The following is a 17,487-nucleotide window of genomic DNA, read 5'->3' as shown; positions in this document are numbered from 1 at the left end:
TTCAGACGATTCGGGGCTGTCTAGACAGCCCCGAATCGCAACGTAGAAACAGGTTGGAAATCAGCCCACGCGGTAGTTGGGCGCTTCCTTGGTGATCTGCACGTCGTGGACGTGGGATTCGGCCATGCCGGCGCCGGTGATGCGCACGAACTGCGGCTTGGTACGCATCTGCTCGACGGTGGCGCAACCGGTGTAGCCCATGGAGGCGCGCAGGCCGCCCATCAGCTGGTGGATGATCGCCGCCAGCGGGCCCTTGTAGGGGACGCGGCCTTCGATGCCTTCGGGGACCAGCTTCTCGGCGCCGGAGGCGGAATCCTGGAAGTAGCGGTCGCTGGAGCCCTGGGTCTGGGACATGGCGCCCAGGGAGCCCATGCCGCGGTAGGACTTGTAGGAGCGGCCCTGGAACAGCTCGACCTCGCCCGGGGCCTCTTCGGTACCGGCGAACATGGAGCCCATCATCACGCAGTAGCCACCGGCGACGATGGCCTTGGACAGGTCACCGGAGAAGCGGATGCCGCCGTCGGCGATCAGCGGGACGCCGGTGCCTTCGAGGGCGGCGGCGACGTTGGCGATGGCGGAGATCTGCGGCACGCCGACACCGGCGACGATGCGGGTGGTGCAGATGGAGCCCGGGCCGATACCGACCTTGACCGCGTCGGCGCCGGCGTCAGCCAGGGCCTTGGCGGCTTCGGCGGTGGCGATGTTGCCGCCGATGACCTGGACCTGCGGATAGGTCTCCTTGACCCAGCGCACGCGCTCGATCACGCCCTTGGAGTGACCGTGGGCGGTGTCGACCACGATGACGTCGACGCCGGCGGCGACCAGGGCGGCCACGCGCTCGGGGGTCTCGGCACCGGTACCGACGGCTGCGCCGACGCGCAGGCTACCGGCGTCGTCCTTGCTGGCGTTGGGGTAGGCCTTGGCCTTTTCGATGTCCTTGACGGTCATCATGCCCTTGAGGGCGAAGGCTTCGTCGACGATCAGCACCTTCTCGATGCGGTGCTTGTGCAGCAGCTCGCGGACTTCCTGCTTGTCGGCGCCTTCGCGCACGGTGACCAGGCGATCCTTGGGGGTCATGACTTCGCGCACCGGCACATCGAGACGGGTCTCGAAGCGCACGTCGCGGGAGGTGACGATACCGACCAGGTCACGACCGGACAGCACCGGGACGCCGGAGATGTTGTGCATACGGGTCAGGTCGAACAGGTCGCGCACGCTGGCGTCGGCGTCGATGGTGATGGGGTCCTTCACCACGCCGGCCTCGAAGCGCTTGACCTTGCGGACTTCCGCGGCCTGCTGCTCGACGGTCATGTTCTTGTGGATGATGCCGATGCCGCCTTCCTGGGCCATGGCGATGGCCAGACGGGACTCGGTCACGGTGTCCATGGCGGCGGACACCAGGGGAATGTTCAGCTCGATGCCACGGGTCAGGCGGGTCTTGAGACTGACGTCTTTCGGCAGGACATCCGAATAGCCGGGGATGAGGAGAACGTCGTCGAACGTCAGGGCTTCTTGGCTGATGCGCAGCATGGCGGGCGCTCCCGGGCGGGAAAATTTAGGAGCGCGACATTATACCTGTGCTTGGGGATGGGCGGCAACGGACCTGGACACCAACGGTAAGAGGATTCGATTTACGTGAGAATGACTATCAACATAGAATCGCCGCCACTTTTCCCGCCCCTTCCGAGAACGCCCTTGAACACGCCGCCCAGAGCCCTTCGCCGTTTCGCGCCCTTCGCCTTCAGCACCCTGGCCCTGGCGACCAGTTCGGGCCTGCTGGCCGCGGAAAACGCCAGCCTCGCGCCCATGGACATTTCCGCTCCGGCTACCGAGGCCGACCAGGGCTATCGCGCGACCCGGGCCTCGACCGCGAGCAAGAGCGATGTGCCGATCAGGGAAGAGGCGCAGTCGGTGCAGACCGTGACTCCGCAGCTGATCCAGGACTACGAGGTGCGGACCCTGGACGATGCCTCGAAATTCGTCAGCGGCGTGACCCAGAGCAACACCCTGGCTGGGACCAAGGACGCCTTCGTCAAACGCGGCTTCGGCACCAACGCCGACGGCTCCATCTTCCGCGACGGGGTGCGCTCGAATCTGTCGCATAACTTCGACGCCACCGCCGAGCGTGTGGAAGTTCTGAAGGGCCCCGCCTCTCTGCTCTATGGCGCCCTGGAGCCGGGCGGCCTGATCAACGTGGTCAGCAAACAGCCGCAGTATCAACAGCGCACCACCCTGAGCGGCTCGGCCTACAGCGAGGGCGGCGGCAATCTCGGCGTCGACACCACCGGCCCCCTGGGCGACAGCGGCTTCGCCTATCGGCTGATCGCCGAGCGGCAGAGCGAGGACTACTGGCGCAACTACGGGGTGGATCAGCACACCCTGGTGGCGCCGTCGCTGTCCTGGACCGGCGAGCGCGCCAGCCTGACGCTGGCCTATTCCTACAATGATTACACCGGCCCGGTGGATCGGGGGACGGTGTTCGTCAATGGGCATCCCAGCAGCGCCAGCTACGACAAGCGCCTCGACGAGAAATGGGCCCAGACCAAAGGCATCACCGAGACGGCCAGTGCTCGTTTCGAGTACCAGCTCAGTGACGACTGGAAGACGCGGCTGATCTACGCCTGGAACAATGACAGGTACAGCCTGGACTTCGCTCAGCCAGCCTCTCTAGCCGCCAATGGCAACCTGCTGCGGGCGGCCAATGGCGCCCACTACGACTACGAGACCCAGTACACCAGTTGGGACTTCATCGGCAGTCAGGAAGTGTTTGGCCAACGTCATGAGCTGCTGGTAGGCATCGACCACGAAGAGAACAGCCAGTACCGCGGCAAGACCTATCGCAACACCAACACGCGGCGAAACATCAATATCAATGCGCCCGTCTATGGCAACCTGGCGCCGCCGAGCGATCTCAGTCCGACGCAGAGCAACCAGGATAGCGACCTCGACTCGACCTCCCTGTACTTCAAGGACAACTGGCACCTCAACGACCGCTGGATCCTGGTCCTCGGCGGGCGCTATCAACAGTTCGACCAGTACGCGGCTCAGGGTTTGGCACCCCATGTGGTCAACCTGGACAAGCGCGATCACGCAGTGACACCGCTGGCCGGACTAGTATTCAAGGCCACCGACGATCTATCGCTGTATGGCAATTACAGCCGCTCGTTCGTCCCCAACACCACGGTGGACGACCTGGGTACTACTTTCGATCCCGAAGAAGGCCGCAGCTTCGAGGTAGGCGCCAAGTATGACCTGGCGCCGGGGCTGAACCTGAACGTCGCGCTCTATGACATCGAGAAAAAGAACGTGGTCACCACTCGTACCGAGCGCGGCCTGACTATTGGCGAAGCCGCCGGCAAGGTCGGCTCGCGTGGCGTGGAAGTGGATCTCACCGGTCGCCTGGCCGAGCGCTGGGACGTCGTCGCCACCTATGCCTACGATCACACCGAGGTGCTCGACGATCCCAGCAACGAGGGCAATCGCCTGACGCAGGCGCCCAAGCACAGCGGCAGCCTCTACCTGACCCACCACCTGCTGGTGCCGTCCAACCTGGGTGGCTGGCACCTCGGCGGTGGCGCGCGCTACGTCGGCGAGCGCGCCGGCGATGCGGCCAACAGCTTCTACATGAGCAGCTACACCGTGGCCGACGCCTTCCTGCGCTGGGACCTGCCGGTGACCGGCTACCAGACCCGCCTGCAGCTCAACGTCGACAACCTGTTCGACAAGCAGTACTACCCATCGAGCGCCAACAGCCCGCTGCAGGTGGCAGTAGGCGAGCCGCGGACGGCGCGGTTGAGTGCCAGCGTGAGCTTCTGATCCAGGGAATACGTCTACCTCTTAGCCCTCAGCGTGCGAAACAGGCCGAGGGCTGAGAGGTGCGATGCCCCCTCCCGGCAACGTCTTTCAGCGCCAACGAATGAGGCATGGTTCACTGACGGAGCGTGGAAAGGCAGGCACTGTCCAGCCCACGTTCGTTTGTTCAAGTCGTTTGCTCTTCTGAGCAAGTTCAGCGAGCGCTCAACCTGACTTTCACCAAGGATGAACGCCATGACTGCCAAGCAACATCCGCTAGACGCTGGCCAGACCCTCTCCAATCCATCCGCCGCCTTTGCCAGGGCAGCCCAGGCCGCCGTACCCGCCACGCCGGCCGGTACCTTCGACGGCGTCAGCTACTACGCTTTCCAGAACCAGCCGCGCCTTACCCTCGACATCAACGCCGCCGCGGCCAAGGTCGGTTTCGCCAAGACCTTCGACGCCAACGGCCCGCACTACACGGCAGGCTCGACGTTGAATGAAGTGAGCCTCATCGGTCACTACGAAGAGCAACGAACGCTCCTGGATGGCCATACCCGCGGCACCACACCGGGAGACACCTCGCTGGATTCGAGCATTGCCAAGCTGACCGTCAGCCTCACCGATGTGCCCACCAATGACCTCAACCTGTGGTCTCACGTCGACCTGAGCAACTTCGACGGGCTGCAGACGTTCGACGGCTCCCAGTCCACCGTTGGCCTGTTCATCGACCTGACCAATGCCTACAGAACCGATGGCCCCGACGTGCGTAGCGAGAGCGCCTTTCTCAAGACGGTAACGACCGGTAGCGCGGGCGATTTTCTCTATGTCAGCACCATCGCCGCAGCGGAGTTGGACAGCGTCGCCGCGCTCGGCAATTCCAGGGTGAAGCCGTTGACGATAGACACGGGTGCCGGTGGGGACGATATCTCGGCCTACATCCAGCAGGCCGATATGGTCATCAACGCCGGTGCGGGTGGAGACTCCATCGACCTGTCCATCGAAAAGGGCGTCGCGGCGCACAATGCCACCGTAAGGGGCAACTACGGTCACGGCGCTACCATCACCCTGGGTGAAGGCCGGGACTACCTCATCGTCGACACCCTGGGCAACGGCACGTTGGCCAACTTCGATGGCAGCAGCAGCGCCGCCGCCAATCGCTCTCTGGCGGCCAACCACGTAACGATTACCGACTACCAGGCCAGTGAAGACCAGCTCATCTTCGGTTTTTCGATCCAGAAACCCGAGGCGGTCACCACGGTGGAGGATGCGGCTCTGAAGGGCGCCACCAGCCTGTACGGCGCACTGCAACAGGTGGCGCAATCCATGGCCTACAACGAGCGTGCCGCGGTCTTTCACTATGGCTCGGACACCTACGTTCTGCATAACGTGGGCGATACCGGTCAGATCGACGCCGCCGATTCGCTGATCCAACTGGTGGGCATCCAGGATCTGCAGGACGTGGCCGGTACGGTGTCCGCCGGTCCGCGCGGCATAGGCAGCTAGGGCCCGGCGCCCGGCCGCGGGATCCCTGCCTGCCCAGACGTCGGGGTCCCTTGGCTTTCGCGCGATCTGGCGGCTCGGAACGATGGAGGCGACAGCACCGCCGAGAGCGGGCGAAGAAAATCGCCCTGAGCCGGAAAGAGGCAATGGACAGCGGATGTCAGCCAGGTGCTGATGCTCTATCCTAGCCGCCCCGCCACGGGGCCTCGGCCCGCCTGGCGGGCCTCTTTCCGTCTTCAGCCAGTCCCCCTCATGCTCGATCGCCGCACCCTTCTGCACTTCGCCACCGGTACCGTCCTGCTCGCCGGCCTGTCCGGTCGGGTGTTCGCGCGTGCAGCGGTCGTTGATGGCGACTTTCCGCGGCAGGTGGAGCATGTGGTGGGCAGCACCCTGATCCCGCGCCAACCCCAGCGGGTGGCCGTGATCTCCACCGGCCAGCTGGACGCCGCCCTGAGCCTGGGCGTGATCCCGGCGGGCACCACCCGGGTGGACAATCGCGAACTGGCGCCCGGCTATTTGCACACTGCCCTCGCCAATCGCGCGCCGGAGCTGGAGGCCATGGTCGATCTGGGCAGTCGTCAGGCACCGGATCTGGAAGCCCTGGCGCGCCTCGCGCCGGATCTGATCGTGCTCAATCGCACCGTGCTCAAGGCCGGCGGGCTGGAGCTGTTCTCGCGCATCGCCCCCACGGTGGTGGCGCGCGGCACCGGCGGCAACTGGCGACCGGATTTCCTGCTGCTGGCCGATGCCCTGGGCCGTCGCCAGCAGGCCGAGCGCCTGCTGGCGGACCTGGATCTTGAGCTGGCCGGCCTGGCGCAGCGCTTCGGCGCCCAGCCGCCCTCCGCCTCCCTGCTGTTTTCCAGCGGCGCGCGACTGCGCCTGATGGGGGCCGATTCCTTTGCCGGCGGACTGCTGCAAGCCATGGGCATGACCCGTCCGGCGGCGCAGCGCTTCAAGGGCACCTCGCGGGATGTCAGCGCCGAGTTGCTGGACCTGGCCGACGCCGACTGGCTGTTCTATGCCGAGCAGGGCACCGCCCTGGCCAGCCTGGCGCGACAGCCGCTGTGGCTACGGCTCACTGCGGTGAGCAATTCCCGAGCCATCCGCGTGGACACCGACGCCTTCTATCTCAACGCCGGCCCCCTCGCCGCGCGCCAGGTGCTCAGCACGGTCGCCAGCGCCCTGGGGGTGACATGACCGCGCCGGTCCGCCCCGCGCCTCTGGCGCAACGAGCATCCGCGACCCGCGGTGGCCTGGTACTGGTCCTGCTGCTGATCGTCCTGGCGCTGGCGGTGGTGGCGAGTCTGGGCATAGGGGCGCGGTCGCTGTCGGCGGCGCAGATCCTGCACCTGCTCGTCGCGCCCGATGACTCTACCGACGCCGTGGTGCTCTGGCAGCTGCGCCTGCCGCGCACCCTGCTCGGACTGCTGGTAGGCGCCGCCCTGGGCCTGGCCGGTGCCCTGATGCAGGCGCTGACGCGCAATCCGCTGGCCGATCCCGGATTGCTGGGGATCAATGCCGGGGCGGCCTTCGCCGTGGTGGCCGGGTTGTCGCTGGTGGGGCTGGACGATGCCCCGACGCGCCTGGCCTGTGCCCTGCTGGGAGCGGCCCTGGCCGCCGGCCTGGTCTATCTGCTCGGTGGCAGTGCCCCGGCCCGTGGTCAGCCCATACGGTTGATCCTGGCCGGTATCGCCCTCAGCGCCAGCCTCAACGCCTGCACCGGCATCATCACCCTGTTCGACAGCGCGGTGTTCGACAGCTACCGCTTCTGGGCGGTGGGCGCCCTGAGCGGCCAGACGCCGGGCGGCGCCCTCGGCATCCTGCCGTTGCTGCTGATCGGCCTGGCGCTGGGTCTGCCCCTGGGCAGCCGTCTCAATGCCCTGGCGCTGGGCGACGACCTGGGTCGCGCCCTGGGCGCCCGCCCCGGGCAACTGCGGCTGCTGGCCTTCGTCGCCATCGTGCTGCTGTGCGGCGCCGCCACCGCGGTGGCCGGACCCATCGGCTTTCTCGGCCTGGTGGTGCCCCATGCCCTGCGCCTGCTGGTGGGCGCCGACTGGCGCTGGATCCTGACCCTGGCGCCCCTGGCCGGCGCCAATCTGTTGTTGCTGGCCGACACCCTGGGCCGCCGCGTGGCCCTGCCAGGCGAGCTGGAAGCCGGGATCGTCTGCGCCCTGCTCGGTACCCCGGTGCTGCTCGCGCTGATCATCCGTTCCGCCCGGCGGGTGCGCCCTTGAGTCGTCATCGCTTCGCCCCCCGCCGCTCGGCGCGCTTCAAGGCCTGCCTGTTGCTGCTCCTGCTGGCGGCCATCGGCATCTGCGCCCTGACCCTCACCGGCGGCGCCTTCGCCCCGGCACCGCACCGGGTGGCGGTCACCCTGCTCGGCCGGGGCGATGCCCTGGCCAGTCTGATCCTGCTGGATCTGCGCCTGCCGCGGCTGCTAGCGGCCTTTGGCGTCGGCGCCGCCCTGGGCGCCAGCGGCGCCATCTTCCAGCGCCTGGCGCGCAATCCCCTGGCCAGTCCGGACCTGGTGGGCTTCACCGTCGGCTCGGCCAGTGGCGCCCTGATCACCCTGCTCTGGCTGCAACTGGGCGGCGCGGCGCTGATGCTGGGTGCCCTCGGCGGCGGACTGCTGGCCGCGGTACTGGTAGCGGGCCTCGCGGCCCTGGCGGGGATCCGCGGCGAGCGGATGATCCTGCTGGGCATCGCCGTCAGCGCCCTGCTCGCCTCGCTCAACGAATACCTGCTGACCCGCGCCGAACTGGACGAAGCCCAGGAGGCCCGGCTCTGGCTGTTCGGCAGCCTGGACATGCTGACCTGGAGTCGCACCCTGACCCTGCTCGCCGGCTGCCTGCTGCTCCTGCCGCTGGCCGCCTGGCTGGCGCGGCGGCTGCGCCTGCTGGAGCTGGGCGACGACCTGGCCCGGGCCCTGGGCCTGGCCGTGCTGCCCAGCCAGAATCTGCTGCTGGCGGTCGCCGTGGCCCTGGCCGCCCTGGCCATCGCCACCGCCGGTCCCATCGGCTTCGTCGCCCTGGCGGCGCCCCAGCTGGCCCGGCGCCTGACCCGCAGCGCCGATCTCGGCATCCTCGCCCCCGCCCTGCTCGGCGCCTGCCTCACCGCCCTGGCCGACCTGCTGGCCCAGCGGCTGCTGGCGCCCTTCCAGATTCCGGTCGGCTTGCTGACCGGCGCCCTGGGTGGCCTCTATCTGATCTTTTTGCTGAGCCGCGAATGGCGGCGGACCTCATGAGCCAAGACGCCCCTTCCAGTCGCCTCGCCGCCCACGTTCTCACCGTCGGCTACGGCGGCCAGCCGATCTGCGCCGACCTCGATGTGCAGCTGCCCGATGGCCGCTTCACCGTGATCATCGGCCCCAATGGCTGTGGCAAGTCGACCCTGCTGCGCAGCCTGGCGCGACTGATCCGTCCCAGTGCCGGCGAGGTACGCCTGGATGGCCGGCTGATCCAGGACCTGCCGACCCGCGAGGTGGCCCGCCGCATCGGTCTGCTGCCGCAGAGCGCGGTGGCGCCGGACGACATCCTGGTCAGCGATCTGGTGGCGCGCGGGCGCCATCCCCATCGCCAGGCCTTCGCCGGCTGGACCGATGCCGACGAGCGCGCGGTGCTGCACGCCCTGGAAGCCACCAACACCCTGGAGCTGGCCGAGCGGGCGGTGGACAGTCTGTCAGGCGGTCAGCGCCAGCGCGTCTGGATCGCCCTGGCACTGGCCCAGGAGACCCCGCTGCTGCTGCTCGACGAACCCACCACCTTTCTCGACATCGCCCACCAGGTGGAGCTGATGGAGCTGCTCTGCCGCCTCAACCGCGAAGGCGGCCGCACCCTGGTGGCGGTGCTGCACGACCTCAACCAGGCCTGTCGCTACGCCGACCACATCATCGCCCTGCGCGCCGGCCGCATCCTCGCCGAGGGCCCGCCGGCGGAGATCGTCAGCCCCGAGTTGATCGAGGCGCTGTACGGCCTCAAATGCGCGGTGATCGAGAATCCCCTGGCGGGTACGCCGCTGGTGATTCCCTACTAGGGCTCGTCCCGGAAAACGCTGCGCGGTTTTCCAGGCTACGGGTAGGGTGGACAAGGGCACAGCTTCGTCCACCGTTGCGCCCCATCTTGTCGGACGACCCCGCAGGTGCTCCACTGGCGATCCAGAACAACAACGGAGCTCGCCATGCATATCGTCATCCCGGACGACTACCAGCACGTCGTCGAAACCCTGGATTGCTATCCCCTGCTCCAGCGCGCCGGGCATCAGGTGACGCTCTATCACGACGCCGAACGCGATCCCAGGGTGCTGGTGGAGCGTTTCCGCGATGCCGATGCCCTGGTGCTGACCCGCGAGCGCACCCGCATCGACGCCGAGCTGCTGGCGCACCTGCCGCGGCTCAAGCTGATCAGCCAGACCGGCAAGGCCACCGCCCACCTCGACGTGGCCGCCTGCACCCGCCAGGGCGTGGCGGTGTGCGAAGGCAGTGGCTCGCCGGTCTCCACCGCCGAGTTGACCTGGACGCTGATCCTCATGGCCCGCCGCAAGCTCAAGCCGGCCATCGACGCCCTCTATGCCGGGCGCTGGCAGGTCAATCTGGGCGAACGACTGGACGGGCAGATCCTCGGCATCTGGGGCTACGGCAAGATCGGCCAGCGCCTGGCGCGCTACGGCCAGGCCTTCGGCATGCCGGTGCTGGCCTGGGGCAGCGAGGCCTCGCGCGCCCGCGCCGAAGCCGACGGCCATCGCGCGGCGACCAGCCAGGAGGCCTTTTTCGCCGAGGCCGATGTCATCAGCCTGCATCTCAGATACAGCGAGCGCAGCCGCGGCTGCGTGCGCGCCGAGGACCTGGCGCGGATGAAGAAGAGCGCCCTGCTGGTCAACACCGCCCGCGCCGGCCTGATCGAACCCGGTGCCCTGCTCACGGCGCTGGAATTGGGCCACCCTGGCCAGGCAGCGCTGGATGTCTTCGAGCAGGAACCGGTGGCGCCGGACGATCCCCTGCTCGCCCACCCCCAGGTGCTCTGCACCCCGCACCTGGGCTACGTGGAAAAGCACAGCTACGAGCTCTATTTCGGCGAGGCCTTCGCCAACCTGGTGGGCTTCTTCAGCGGCGAACCGACCGGCCTGGCCAATCCGGAGGTGCTGGGGCGGTAGGCTTGGGGGCGCGTGGATCGCGTGGATAAGGCTGCGCCGTTATCCACCCTACGTAGCGCTCTGTTGGGCGCAGCGAAATCCGACAACTGCACCCTCACCCCAGCCCTCTCCCAGAGGGAGAGGGGGAAAAGCGGCGCACTCCTCGTAGGTTGGGTTGAACGCAGCGAAGCCCGACAACCTGCACCCTCACCCCAGCCCTCTCCCAGAGGGAGAGGGGGAAAAGCGGCGCACGCCTCGTAGGTTGGGTTGAGCGCAGCGAAGCCCGACAACCTGCACTCTCGCCCCAGCCCTCTCCCAGAGGGAGAGGGAGGAAAAGCGGCGCACGCCTCGTAGGTTGGGTTGAGCGCAGCGAAGCCCGACATTGTCCAGGCTTGAACGCTGTTGGACTTCGACGATGAAGCTGTCTCAACCCAACCTACGGCAAGCGCTCCCTTACCGCGGCGGCGAAGGCGGCGGGGGCTTCCTGGGGGATGTTATGGCCGCAGCCGGGCAGCACCTCGTAGCGGAAGGGTCCGCTGAAGTGCTGCGCTACCTCGGCTTCATCCTGCACCGCAGTGACCCCATCGTCGGCACCGGCCAATACCGTGGTGGGCACGCGGATGGGTGGCTGAGCGGCGAGCCGGCGCTCGGTCTCGGCATAGGCCGGGTCGTCCGGGGCCAGGCCGTAGCGGTGGCGATAGGAGTGGATCACGGTGTCGACGAAATCGGGATTGTCGAAGGCCGCGGCGGTAAGGGCGTAGGTGGCGTCGCTGAAGCGCCAGCTGGGTGACCACAGCGACCAGAGCAGTCGACAGAATTCGCGGCGATGTTTCGCCAGTCCGGCGCGACCTCGCTCGCTATGGAAGTAGTACTGGTACCAATAGCGCAGCTCCGCCGCCGGTTCGGCAGGCTGGGTCGCGGCGCGGGCGATGTCCTGGATCGGATAGCCGTCGCCCAGCACCAGCCCTGCGACCCGCTCGGGCCAGAGGGCGGCGACGATACCCGCCGCGCGACCACCCCAGTCGTAACCGGCCAGGGTCGCCCGTTCCAGGCCCAGGGCGTCGAGCAGTGCCAGGACGTCATGGGCCAGGGCGGCCTGTTGGCCGGAGCGCGGGGTGTCGGCGCTCAGGTAGCGGGTCGCGCCATAGCCGCGCAGAAAGGGCACATGGACGCGGCAGCCAGCGGCGGCCAGTTCATCGGCCACCTCGGCGTAGGCGTGGATGTCATAGGGAAAGCCATGCAGCAGCAGGACCGGATGGCCGGCGTCCGGGCCCTGGACCTGGTAGGCGACGTCTAGGACGCCGGCCTGGATGGAGGTGAGCATGGGGGATCTCCGCCACGGGTGTTGTAGAGCGGAGAGGTGGATCGGCTTGGGAGTTCCCGAGGTGGCAGCGTCGCGTGGAAAACGCTACGCGGTTTTCCACCCTACCAGGCTACGGCGTCTGAGAGCATCGCGGCCATGGGCCGCTCCTACGGAGTCACCGGTCACTGTAGGAGCGGTCGCTACGGCGCACCGGCATGGCCGCGATCATCACAACGCCAAACTCGATAGCGGACCACCGTAGGCTCGTTGGTTACCCCGCCAGATACCGCCCGATCAGGGTCACGCCCGACACCAGCACCAGCCAGGTCACCAGGCGGGTGAAGCGTTCGCGCGACAGGCGCCGTTGCAGGTGACGGCCGATCCAGCCGCCGAGCAGCATGGCGGGCAGCAGGCAAACCGCCAGGAGCAGCAGGCTGCCATCGCTGTAGGCGCCGGCGATCAGCAGCAGGACGATGCGGATGGAGGCACTGCAGCCGATGAGGAAACTCTGGGTGCCGCGGATGGCGTTCTTGTCTTCCAGGCGGCCATTCAGATAGAGCGCATAGAGGAAACCGCCACTGCCGAACAGGGCGCCGCACAGGCCCCCTACCCCGCCCGCCGGGATCGACCAGGCCGGCGCCAGTTGGCGAAAGCCCTTGGGACTGAACAGGCTGTAGGTGGAATAGGCCACCACGAAGAGCCCCAGCCAGAGCATCAGCAACCGGGCATCGGTGCGCATCAGCAGGTAGGTGCCCAGGGCCGCGCCGAGCAGCAGCATGGGCAGCAGGCGCCTGAGTTCACGTTCGGCAATGGCGCGGCGATCCGGCAGCCAATTGTGGAAGGAGGCGAGGAAATCCAGCATCACCAGCAGGGGCACGATGCGTGACAGCGGCATCCAGCTGGTGAGCAAGGGACCGGCGACCAGGGCGCTGCCGAAGCCGGCGACGCCAAAGATCAGATAGGCCAGGACCACGATGGCTTCGATGAAAAGCCAGTCCAGCGGGCTGAAGGCGGGAACGAGGGCAACGAGAGAGTCGAGCATGGGGGCGCATCCTGCGAGAAGAGTTCGCATTCTGCGCCCCGCGTGCAACCTCTGAAAACCGCCAGCCGCCCCCGTTCACGGGGACCGGCGATCCAGAGCGGCTCAGGGAATCAGGCGCTGGGCCCGCAGCCGGGTGAAGAGGTCGAGAAAGCTCGCCCGGGTGTCGCGATAGCCGAAGAAGCCCAGGTCGCGGCTCTTGGTCATGTCGTTGAGGCACTCGATCTCGCGGCCCAGGTCGGCGTCGCTGTGCCACCAGGAGGCCAGCTTGTCGACGTCGGCTTCCACCAGGTCGTGCTCCTCGGCGAGCTTGCGCCACTGCGCCGGGGCCACGTCCTTCATCCGCGCTTCCAGCGGCATGGGCTGCTCGGGATAGTGCGCCGGCTCCAGGTCGAAGAAGGCGGCGATCTCGCCCCACAGCCAACGCCAGCGGAAGACGTCGCCGTTGACGGTGTTGAACGCCTGGTTGCGCGCGGCCGGCGCCAGGGCGGCCCATTCCAGTTGCTCGGCGAGCAGGCCGGCGTCGGTGACGTCGGTGATGCCGTCCCACTGGGTACGGGAACCGGGGAAGACGAAGGGCTGGCCGGTGGCCTTGCACAGGGAGGCGTAGACCGCCAGGGTCAGGCCCATGTTCATGGCGTTGGTACCCTTGGCCTGGCCGATCATGCTGTGGGAGCGGTGCACGCTCCAGCCGAAGCCATGGCGCTCGGCGGCGGCGAAGAGGATGTCTTCCAGGGTGTAGTAGAAGTTGGCGCCGGCCTGGCGCGGCTCGCTTTCGCGGAAGGGCGTCTCGGCCTTGCCGCTGCCGTATTCCTCGAAGGAACCCAGGTAGTGCTTGGTGCCGGTCACCAGGGCCAGGTGCTCGAGCGGCGCGCCGTCCAGGGCCTGGCAGAGGTTGTCCATCATGGCGCCATTGGCCTCGACGTTTTCCTTCTCGGTAGCGCGACGGGTCCAGGTGCAGAAGAACACATGGCTGATCGGCAGGCCGGCCAGCGCCTGGCGGGTGGACTCGGCGTCGAGCAGGTCGGCGGCGACCGGGATGACGCCTTCCTGCGCCACCGGCTTGCGCGCCAGACCGTAGACGGTCCAGCCCGAGGCGACCAGGGTATTGGCCAGGTTGTAGCCGGAAATGCCGGTCACGCCGACGATGAGAGCGGTGCCCTTGCGCATGAAACCTCCAGATAGGGATGGGAGACGGCCTGCGGCGGTCGCAGGCGCTGTAGATAAGGGAGTGCCTTGTCTCAGGGTTGATTCCAGCCTATTGGAGAATTAACGGTGTATCCTGGGTATAAATTCCTTTTTAATCGGAATCAGATTCCGCAATCGGGAGCCCGCCTTGTATTCCTCCGAACGCCTCAAGGGCCTCGACGTCTTCGTCACCGTGGCCGATCTCGGCAGCTTCACGGCGGCTGGCGAGCGCCTCAATCTCACCGGTTCGGCCGTCGGCAAGAGCGTGGCCCGGCTGGAAAGCCGGCTGGGCGTGCGGCTGTTCCAGCGCACCACCCGCCGGCTGAGCCTGACCGAAGCCGGCACCCGCTTCTATCGCACCTGCACCGGGGTACTGGCCGAGCTGGAGCAGGCCGAAGTGGGCCTGGCCGCCCAGGACGGCGAGCCCCACGGCCGGGTGCGCATCGACCTGCCCGCCTCCTATGGCCGCCTGCATGTGCTGCCGCTGATCCTGGAACTGCTGCACCGCTATCCGCTGTTGCAACCGGATCTGTCGCTGTCGGATCGCTTCGTCGATCCGGTCCACGAGGGCATCGACATCCTGGTGCGCATCGGCGGCTCCGACGCCTGGCCGGCCAGCCTGGGGCATCGCTTCCTCGGTACCCAGCGCCAGGTCTTCTGCGCCGCCCCGGCCTATCTCGCCCAGCACGGCCGCCCCCGGACTCCGGCCGAGCTGGTCGATCACCAGTGCATCGGCTTTCGCCAGGCCGATGGCCTGATCAGCCCCTGGCAGCTGCGCGGCGAACAGCCGGGCGACAGCGAACGCTGGATCTTCCAGCCGCGGCTGGTGGTGGGTGATGGCGAAGGCGAGGTGCTGGCCGCCCTGGCCGGGCATGGCATCGCCCAGTTGCCGACCTGGCTGATCGCCACGCACCTGGCCAGCGGCGCCCTGGTGGACGTGCTGCCCGAGCACGGCGTCGAGGGCTCGCCGATCAACCTGGTGTGGCCGCGCAGTCGCGAGAGTCTGCCGCGGGTCCGGCTGCTGCTGGAGCACCTGGCCAGTCGCCTGCTGCCCACGGTGTCGCCGAAGCTTTCGCGCTAGCCACGACCGCTCGACCAGTGGCCCCGACTGCCGCGCCACGGAAGGGAACATCCGCTCGGGCACCCCGGTCGTAAACCCTCGTACGCCCGCTCGCCCCTGAGTTCCATCGATGGGCGGCATGACGATTATCGAGACGATCGATTGGTGCCGTCGGCTCTGGCTCAGCAGGATCGACGGTTTGTCACCGGGCCAGGCCAACCTGGCCGCCCTGCTCCACCACTCAGTTCCACCACCTAGATGAGGTATCTCATGAGCCAAGCCCAAGGCTACGCTGCCCAGTCCGCCGACCAGCCCCTGGCGCCCTTCTCCTTCGAGCGGCGCGAACCCGGCGCCCACGACGTGCAGATCGACATCCTCTTCTGCGGCGTCTGCCATTCCGACCTGCACACTGCCCGCAACGAGTGGAACAACACCCTGTACCCGTCCGTGCCCGGTCACGAGATCGTCGGCAAGGTGACCGCGGTCGGTGCCCACGTGAAGAACTTCAAGGTCGGCGACACCGTCGGCGTCGGCTGCATGGTCGACAGCTGCCAGCACTGCGCCCCCTGTGACGCCGGTGAAGAGTCCTACTGCGAGAACGGCTTCACCGGCACCTACAACGGCAACCTCTACGGTGGCAGCGAAAACACCCAGGGCGGCTACTCCGACCACATCGTGGTCAACGAGAAGTTCGTGCTCAAGGTGAGCCACACCGAGAACCTGGCCGCCGTGGCGCCGCTGCTGTGCGCCGGCATCACCACCTACTCGCCGCTGGCCCACTGGAAGGTCGGCCCGGGCAAGAAGGTCGGCATCGTCGGCCTGGGTGGCCTCGGCCACATGGGCGTCAAGATCGCCCATGCCATGGGTGCCCACGTGGTGCTCTTCACCACCAGCGCAGGCAAGAAGGACGACGCCCTGCGCCTGGGCGCCGACGAGGTGGTGGTATCGAAGAACGAAGACGAGATGGCCGCGCACGCGAACAGCTTCGACTTCATCCTCAACACCGTGGCCGCGCCGCACAACCTGGATGCCTTCCTCACCCTGCTGAAGTGGGACGGCACCATGACCCTGGTCGGCGTACCCGCCGAGCCACACCCGGCGCCCAGCGTCTTCAACCTGGTGATGAAGCGCCGCCAGCTGGCCGGTTCGCTCATCGGTGGCATCCGCGAGACCCAGGAGATGCTGGACTTCTGCGCCAAGCACGGCATCGTCTCGGACATCGAGCAGATCGCCATCCAGGACATCAACGAAGCCTATGAGCGCATGCTCAAGAGCGATGTGAAGTACCGCTTCGTGATCGACATGCAGAGCCTCAAGCAGGGCCAGACCGCGGCCTGATTCCGCGTTCCGCTCCGCCGACAACGCCCGCGCCCGTCGCGGGCGTTGTCATTTCCGGTAACGCATTTTTGGCGCGCCCCGCGGTCCTAGCTTCTGTCCGAAAAGTCGTCGAGCGAAGGTCAGGCGAGGCGAAAAGTCCTGAGGAAGCGGAATTTACGAGCGGTAAATGAGCATTCCGAAGGGCTTTTCAACGAAGCATCACCGAGCGCAGACACTTTTCGGGTAGAAGCAAGCGATAACGACAATCACGAGGCGGCCGCCATGCAGTGGGACAAGGGACAACGTAGCGACAACGTGCAACAGGCCAGCGGTGGACGCGGCATGAAGATCGGCGGCGGCCTCGGCCTGGGTGGCGTGGCCCTGGTGGTGGTGTTCGGCCTGCTCAGCGGCCAGAGTCCGACGCAGATCCTCGGCAACCTGATCAGCCTCAGCGGCCAGAGCGCGCCGAGCCAGCAGGAGACCACTGCCCCGGCCGACAATCGCCAGGTGGACTTCGTCCGCGTGGTGCTGGGCGAGACCGAAAACACCTGGACGCGCATCTTCCAGGCCCATGGCGAGCAATATCAGCCGCCCAAGCTGGTGCTGTTCAACGGCCAGGTGCAATCCGGTTGCGGCGGCGCCACCGCGGCCAGCGGTCCCTTCTATTGCCCGGTGGACAGCAAGGTCTACCTGGACCTGACCTTCTTCCAGGAACTGCAGCAGCGTTTCGGCGCCGACGGCGACTTCGCCCGTGCCTATGTGATCGCCCACGAGGTCGGCCACCATGTGCAGAACCTCACCGGTACCACCAGCAAGATGGAAGCGGCGCGCCGCCGTGGCATTCCCACCGAGGGTGCCACCGGGTTGTCGGTACGCCTGGAACTGCAGGCCGACTGCTATGCCGGGGTCTGGGCCAACGACGCCCAGCAGCGGCTGAACTGGCTGGAGCCGGGGGACTTGGAGAAGGCGCTGAACGCCGCCAACGCCATTGGCGATGATCGCCTGCAACGCCAGTCCCAGGGCCGCGTGGTACCGGATTCCTTTACCCACGGCAGCTCCGCGCAGCGGGTCAAGTGGTTCCGCACCGGCTTCGACAGTGGCAAGGTGGAGAGCTGCGACACCTTCGCCGCCAAGGCGCTCTGACCTCTAGCGGGAGAT

At 67.3% G+C, this 17,487-nt stretch carries 14 protein-coding genes; 10 read left to right on the top strand and 4 right to left on the bottom strand.

Features of this window, described 5'->3' with window-relative positions; translation table 11 throughout:
- Positions 1 to 60: 60 nt before the first annotated feature.
- Positions 61 to 1,530: an IMP dehydrogenase gene (gene guaB / locus ACZ5R1_RS06305; protein WP_007160653.1), complete on the bottom strand. Its 1,470-nt coding sequence runs from the start codon at positions 1,528 to 1,530 to the stop codon at positions 61 to 63.
- 165 nt (positions 1,531 to 1,695) lie between these two features.
- Here guaB and ACZ5R1_RS06300 point away from each other — a divergent pair, with 165 nt between their 5' ends.
- The 7 genes from ACZ5R1_RS06300 (at position 1,696) to ACZ5R1_RS06270 (ending at position 10,443) form a co-directional block, all read left to right on the top strand.
- Positions 1,696 to 3,816 (top strand): TonB-dependent siderophore receptor, encoded by a 2,121-nt coding sequence (locus ACZ5R1_RS06300; protein ID WP_464712898.1) that lies wholly within the window; start codon positions 1,696 to 1,698, stop codon positions 3,814 to 3,816.
- Between the two features lie 231 nt (positions 3,817 to 4,047).
- Positions 4,048 to 5,298 (top strand): hypothetical protein, encoded by a 1,251-nt coding sequence (locus tag ACZ5R1_RS06295; RefSeq protein WP_464712897.1) that lies wholly within the window; start codon positions 4,048 to 4,050, stop codon positions 5,296 to 5,298.
- Positions 5,299 to 5,547: 249 nt separating this feature from the next.
- On the top strand, positions 5,548 to 6,492 hold the full coding sequence (locus ACZ5R1_RS06290; RefSeq protein WP_464712896.1) for an ABC transporter substrate-binding protein: 945 nt from the start codon (positions 5,548 to 5,550) through the stop codon (positions 6,490 to 6,492).
- Complete coding sequence (locus ACZ5R1_RS06285; RefSeq protein WP_464712895.1) at positions 6,489 to 7,529, top strand: FecCD family ABC transporter permease; 1,041 nt, start codon at positions 6,489 to 6,491, stop codon at positions 7,527 to 7,529. The genes ACZ5R1_RS06290 and ACZ5R1_RS06285 overlap by 4 nt, the downstream gene beginning before the upstream one ends.
- Complete coding sequence (locus tag ACZ5R1_RS06280; protein WP_027598299.1) at positions 7,526 to 8,539, top strand: FecCD family ABC transporter permease; 1,014 nt, start codon at positions 7,526 to 7,528, stop codon at positions 8,537 to 8,539. The genes ACZ5R1_RS06285 and ACZ5R1_RS06280 overlap by 4 nt, the downstream gene beginning before the upstream one ends.
- Positions 8,521 to 9,327, top strand: a complete 807-nt coding sequence (locus tag ACZ5R1_RS06275) for an ABC transporter ATP-binding protein (RefSeq protein ID WP_464712894.1) — start codon at positions 8,521 to 8,523, stop codon at positions 9,325 to 9,327. Before ACZ5R1_RS06280 ends, ACZ5R1_RS06275 begins: the two co-directional genes overlap by 19 nt.
- Positions 9,328 to 9,471: 144 nt before the next feature.
- The gene (locus ACZ5R1_RS06270) at positions 9,472 to 10,443 is read left to right on the top strand and encodes a D-2-hydroxyacid dehydrogenase family protein (RefSeq protein ID WP_464712893.1); all 972 of its coding nucleotides are present in this window, start codon (positions 9,472 to 9,474) and stop codon (positions 10,441 to 10,443) included.
- 415 nt (positions 10,444 to 10,858) lie between these two features.
- Here ACZ5R1_RS06270 and ACZ5R1_RS06265 read toward each other — a convergent pair whose 3' ends face one another.
- From ACZ5R1_RS06265 to ACZ5R1_RS06255, 3 genes are all read right to left on the bottom strand, one after another.
- A complete protein-coding gene (locus ACZ5R1_RS06265; protein ID WP_464712892.1) occupies positions 10,859 to 11,746 on the bottom strand; it encodes an alpha/beta fold hydrolase in 888 nt (295 codons plus the stop codon).
- A 250-nt stretch (positions 11,747 to 11,996) separates the two neighbouring features.
- Complete coding sequence (locus tag ACZ5R1_RS06260; protein ID WP_464712891.1) at positions 11,997 to 12,767, bottom strand: sulfite exporter TauE/SafE family protein; 771 nt, start codon at positions 12,765 to 12,767, stop codon at positions 11,997 to 11,999.
- 102 nt (positions 12,768 to 12,869) lie between these two features.
- Positions 12,870 to 13,934, bottom strand: a complete 1,065-nt coding sequence (locus ACZ5R1_RS06255) for an SDR family oxidoreductase (protein ID WP_464712890.1) — start codon at positions 13,932 to 13,934, stop codon at positions 12,870 to 12,872.
- Between the two features lie 166 nt (positions 13,935 to 14,100).
- On the opposite strand from ACZ5R1_RS06255, the gene ACZ5R1_RS06250 reads away from it, so the two are divergent.
- From ACZ5R1_RS06250 to ypfJ, 3 genes are all read left to right on the top strand, one after another.
- Positions 14,101 to 15,033, top strand: a complete 933-nt coding sequence (locus ACZ5R1_RS06250) for a LysR family transcriptional regulator (protein ID WP_464712889.1) — start codon at positions 14,101 to 14,103, stop codon at positions 15,031 to 15,033.
- A 249-nt stretch (positions 15,034 to 15,282) separates the two neighbouring features.
- On the top strand, positions 15,283 to 16,350 hold the full coding sequence (locus ACZ5R1_RS06245; RefSeq protein WP_027598305.1) for an NAD(P)-dependent alcohol dehydrogenase: 1,068 nt from the start codon (positions 15,283 to 15,285) through the stop codon (positions 16,348 to 16,350).
- Positions 16,351 to 16,611: 261 nt separating this feature from the next.
- Positions 16,612 to 17,472, top strand: a complete 861-nt coding sequence (ypfJ, locus tag ACZ5R1_RS06240; RefSeq protein ID WP_027598306.1) for a KPN_02809 family neutral zinc metallopeptidase — start codon at positions 16,612 to 16,614, stop codon at positions 17,470 to 17,472.
- Positions 17,473 to 17,487 lie beyond the last annotated feature (15 nt).

Source organism: Pseudomonas sp. Pso3 (genome assembly GCF_055393275.1).
The sequence above is the reverse complement of the archived record's forward strand: the minus strand, read 5'-3'. Positions and strand labels throughout refer to the sequence as shown.

Bases quoted from the DNA above. Each gene is read 5' to 3' on its own strand.
- guaB (WP_007160653.1), bottom strand. From the start codon at position 1,530: ATGCTGCGCATCAGCCAAGAAGCCCTGACGTTCGACGACGTTCTCCTC.
- ACZ5R1_RS06255 (WP_464712890.1), bottom strand. From the start codon at position 13,934: ATGCGCAAGGGCACCGCTCTCATCGTCGGCGTGACCGGCATTTCCGGC.
- ACZ5R1_RS06290 (WP_464712896.1), top strand. From the start codon at position 5,548: ATGCTCGATCGCCGCACCCTTCTGCACTTCGCCACCGGTACCGTCCTG.
- ACZ5R1_RS06245 (WP_027598305.1), top strand. From the start codon at position 15,283: ATGAGCCAAGCCCAAGGCTACGCTGCCCAGTCCGCCGACCAGCCCCTG.
- ACZ5R1_RS06285 (WP_464712895.1), top strand. From the start codon at position 6,489: ATGACCGCGCCGGTCCGCCCCGCGCCTCTGGCGCAACGAGCATCCGCG.
- ACZ5R1_RS06275 (WP_464712894.1), top strand. From the start codon at position 8,521: ATGGCGGCGGACCTCATGAGCCAAGACGCCCCTTCCAGTCGCCTCGCC.
- ACZ5R1_RS06295 (WP_464712897.1), top strand. From the start codon at position 4,048: ATGACTGCCAAGCAACATCCGCTAGACGCTGGCCAGACCCTCTCCAAT.
- ACZ5R1_RS06270 (WP_464712893.1), top strand. From the start codon at position 9,472: ATGCATATCGTCATCCCGGACGACTACCAGCACGTCGTCGAAACCCTG.
- ACZ5R1_RS06265 (WP_464712892.1), bottom strand. From the start codon at position 11,746: ATGCTCACCTCCATCCAGGCCGGCGTCCTAGACGTCGCCTACCAGGTC.
- ypfJ (WP_027598306.1), top strand. From the start codon at position 16,612: ATGCAGTGGGACAAGGGACAACGTAGCGACAACGTGCAACAGGCCAGC.
- ACZ5R1_RS06260 (WP_464712891.1), bottom strand. From the start codon at position 12,767: ATGCTCGACTCTCTCGTTGCCCTCGTTCCCGCCTTCAGCCCGCTGGAC.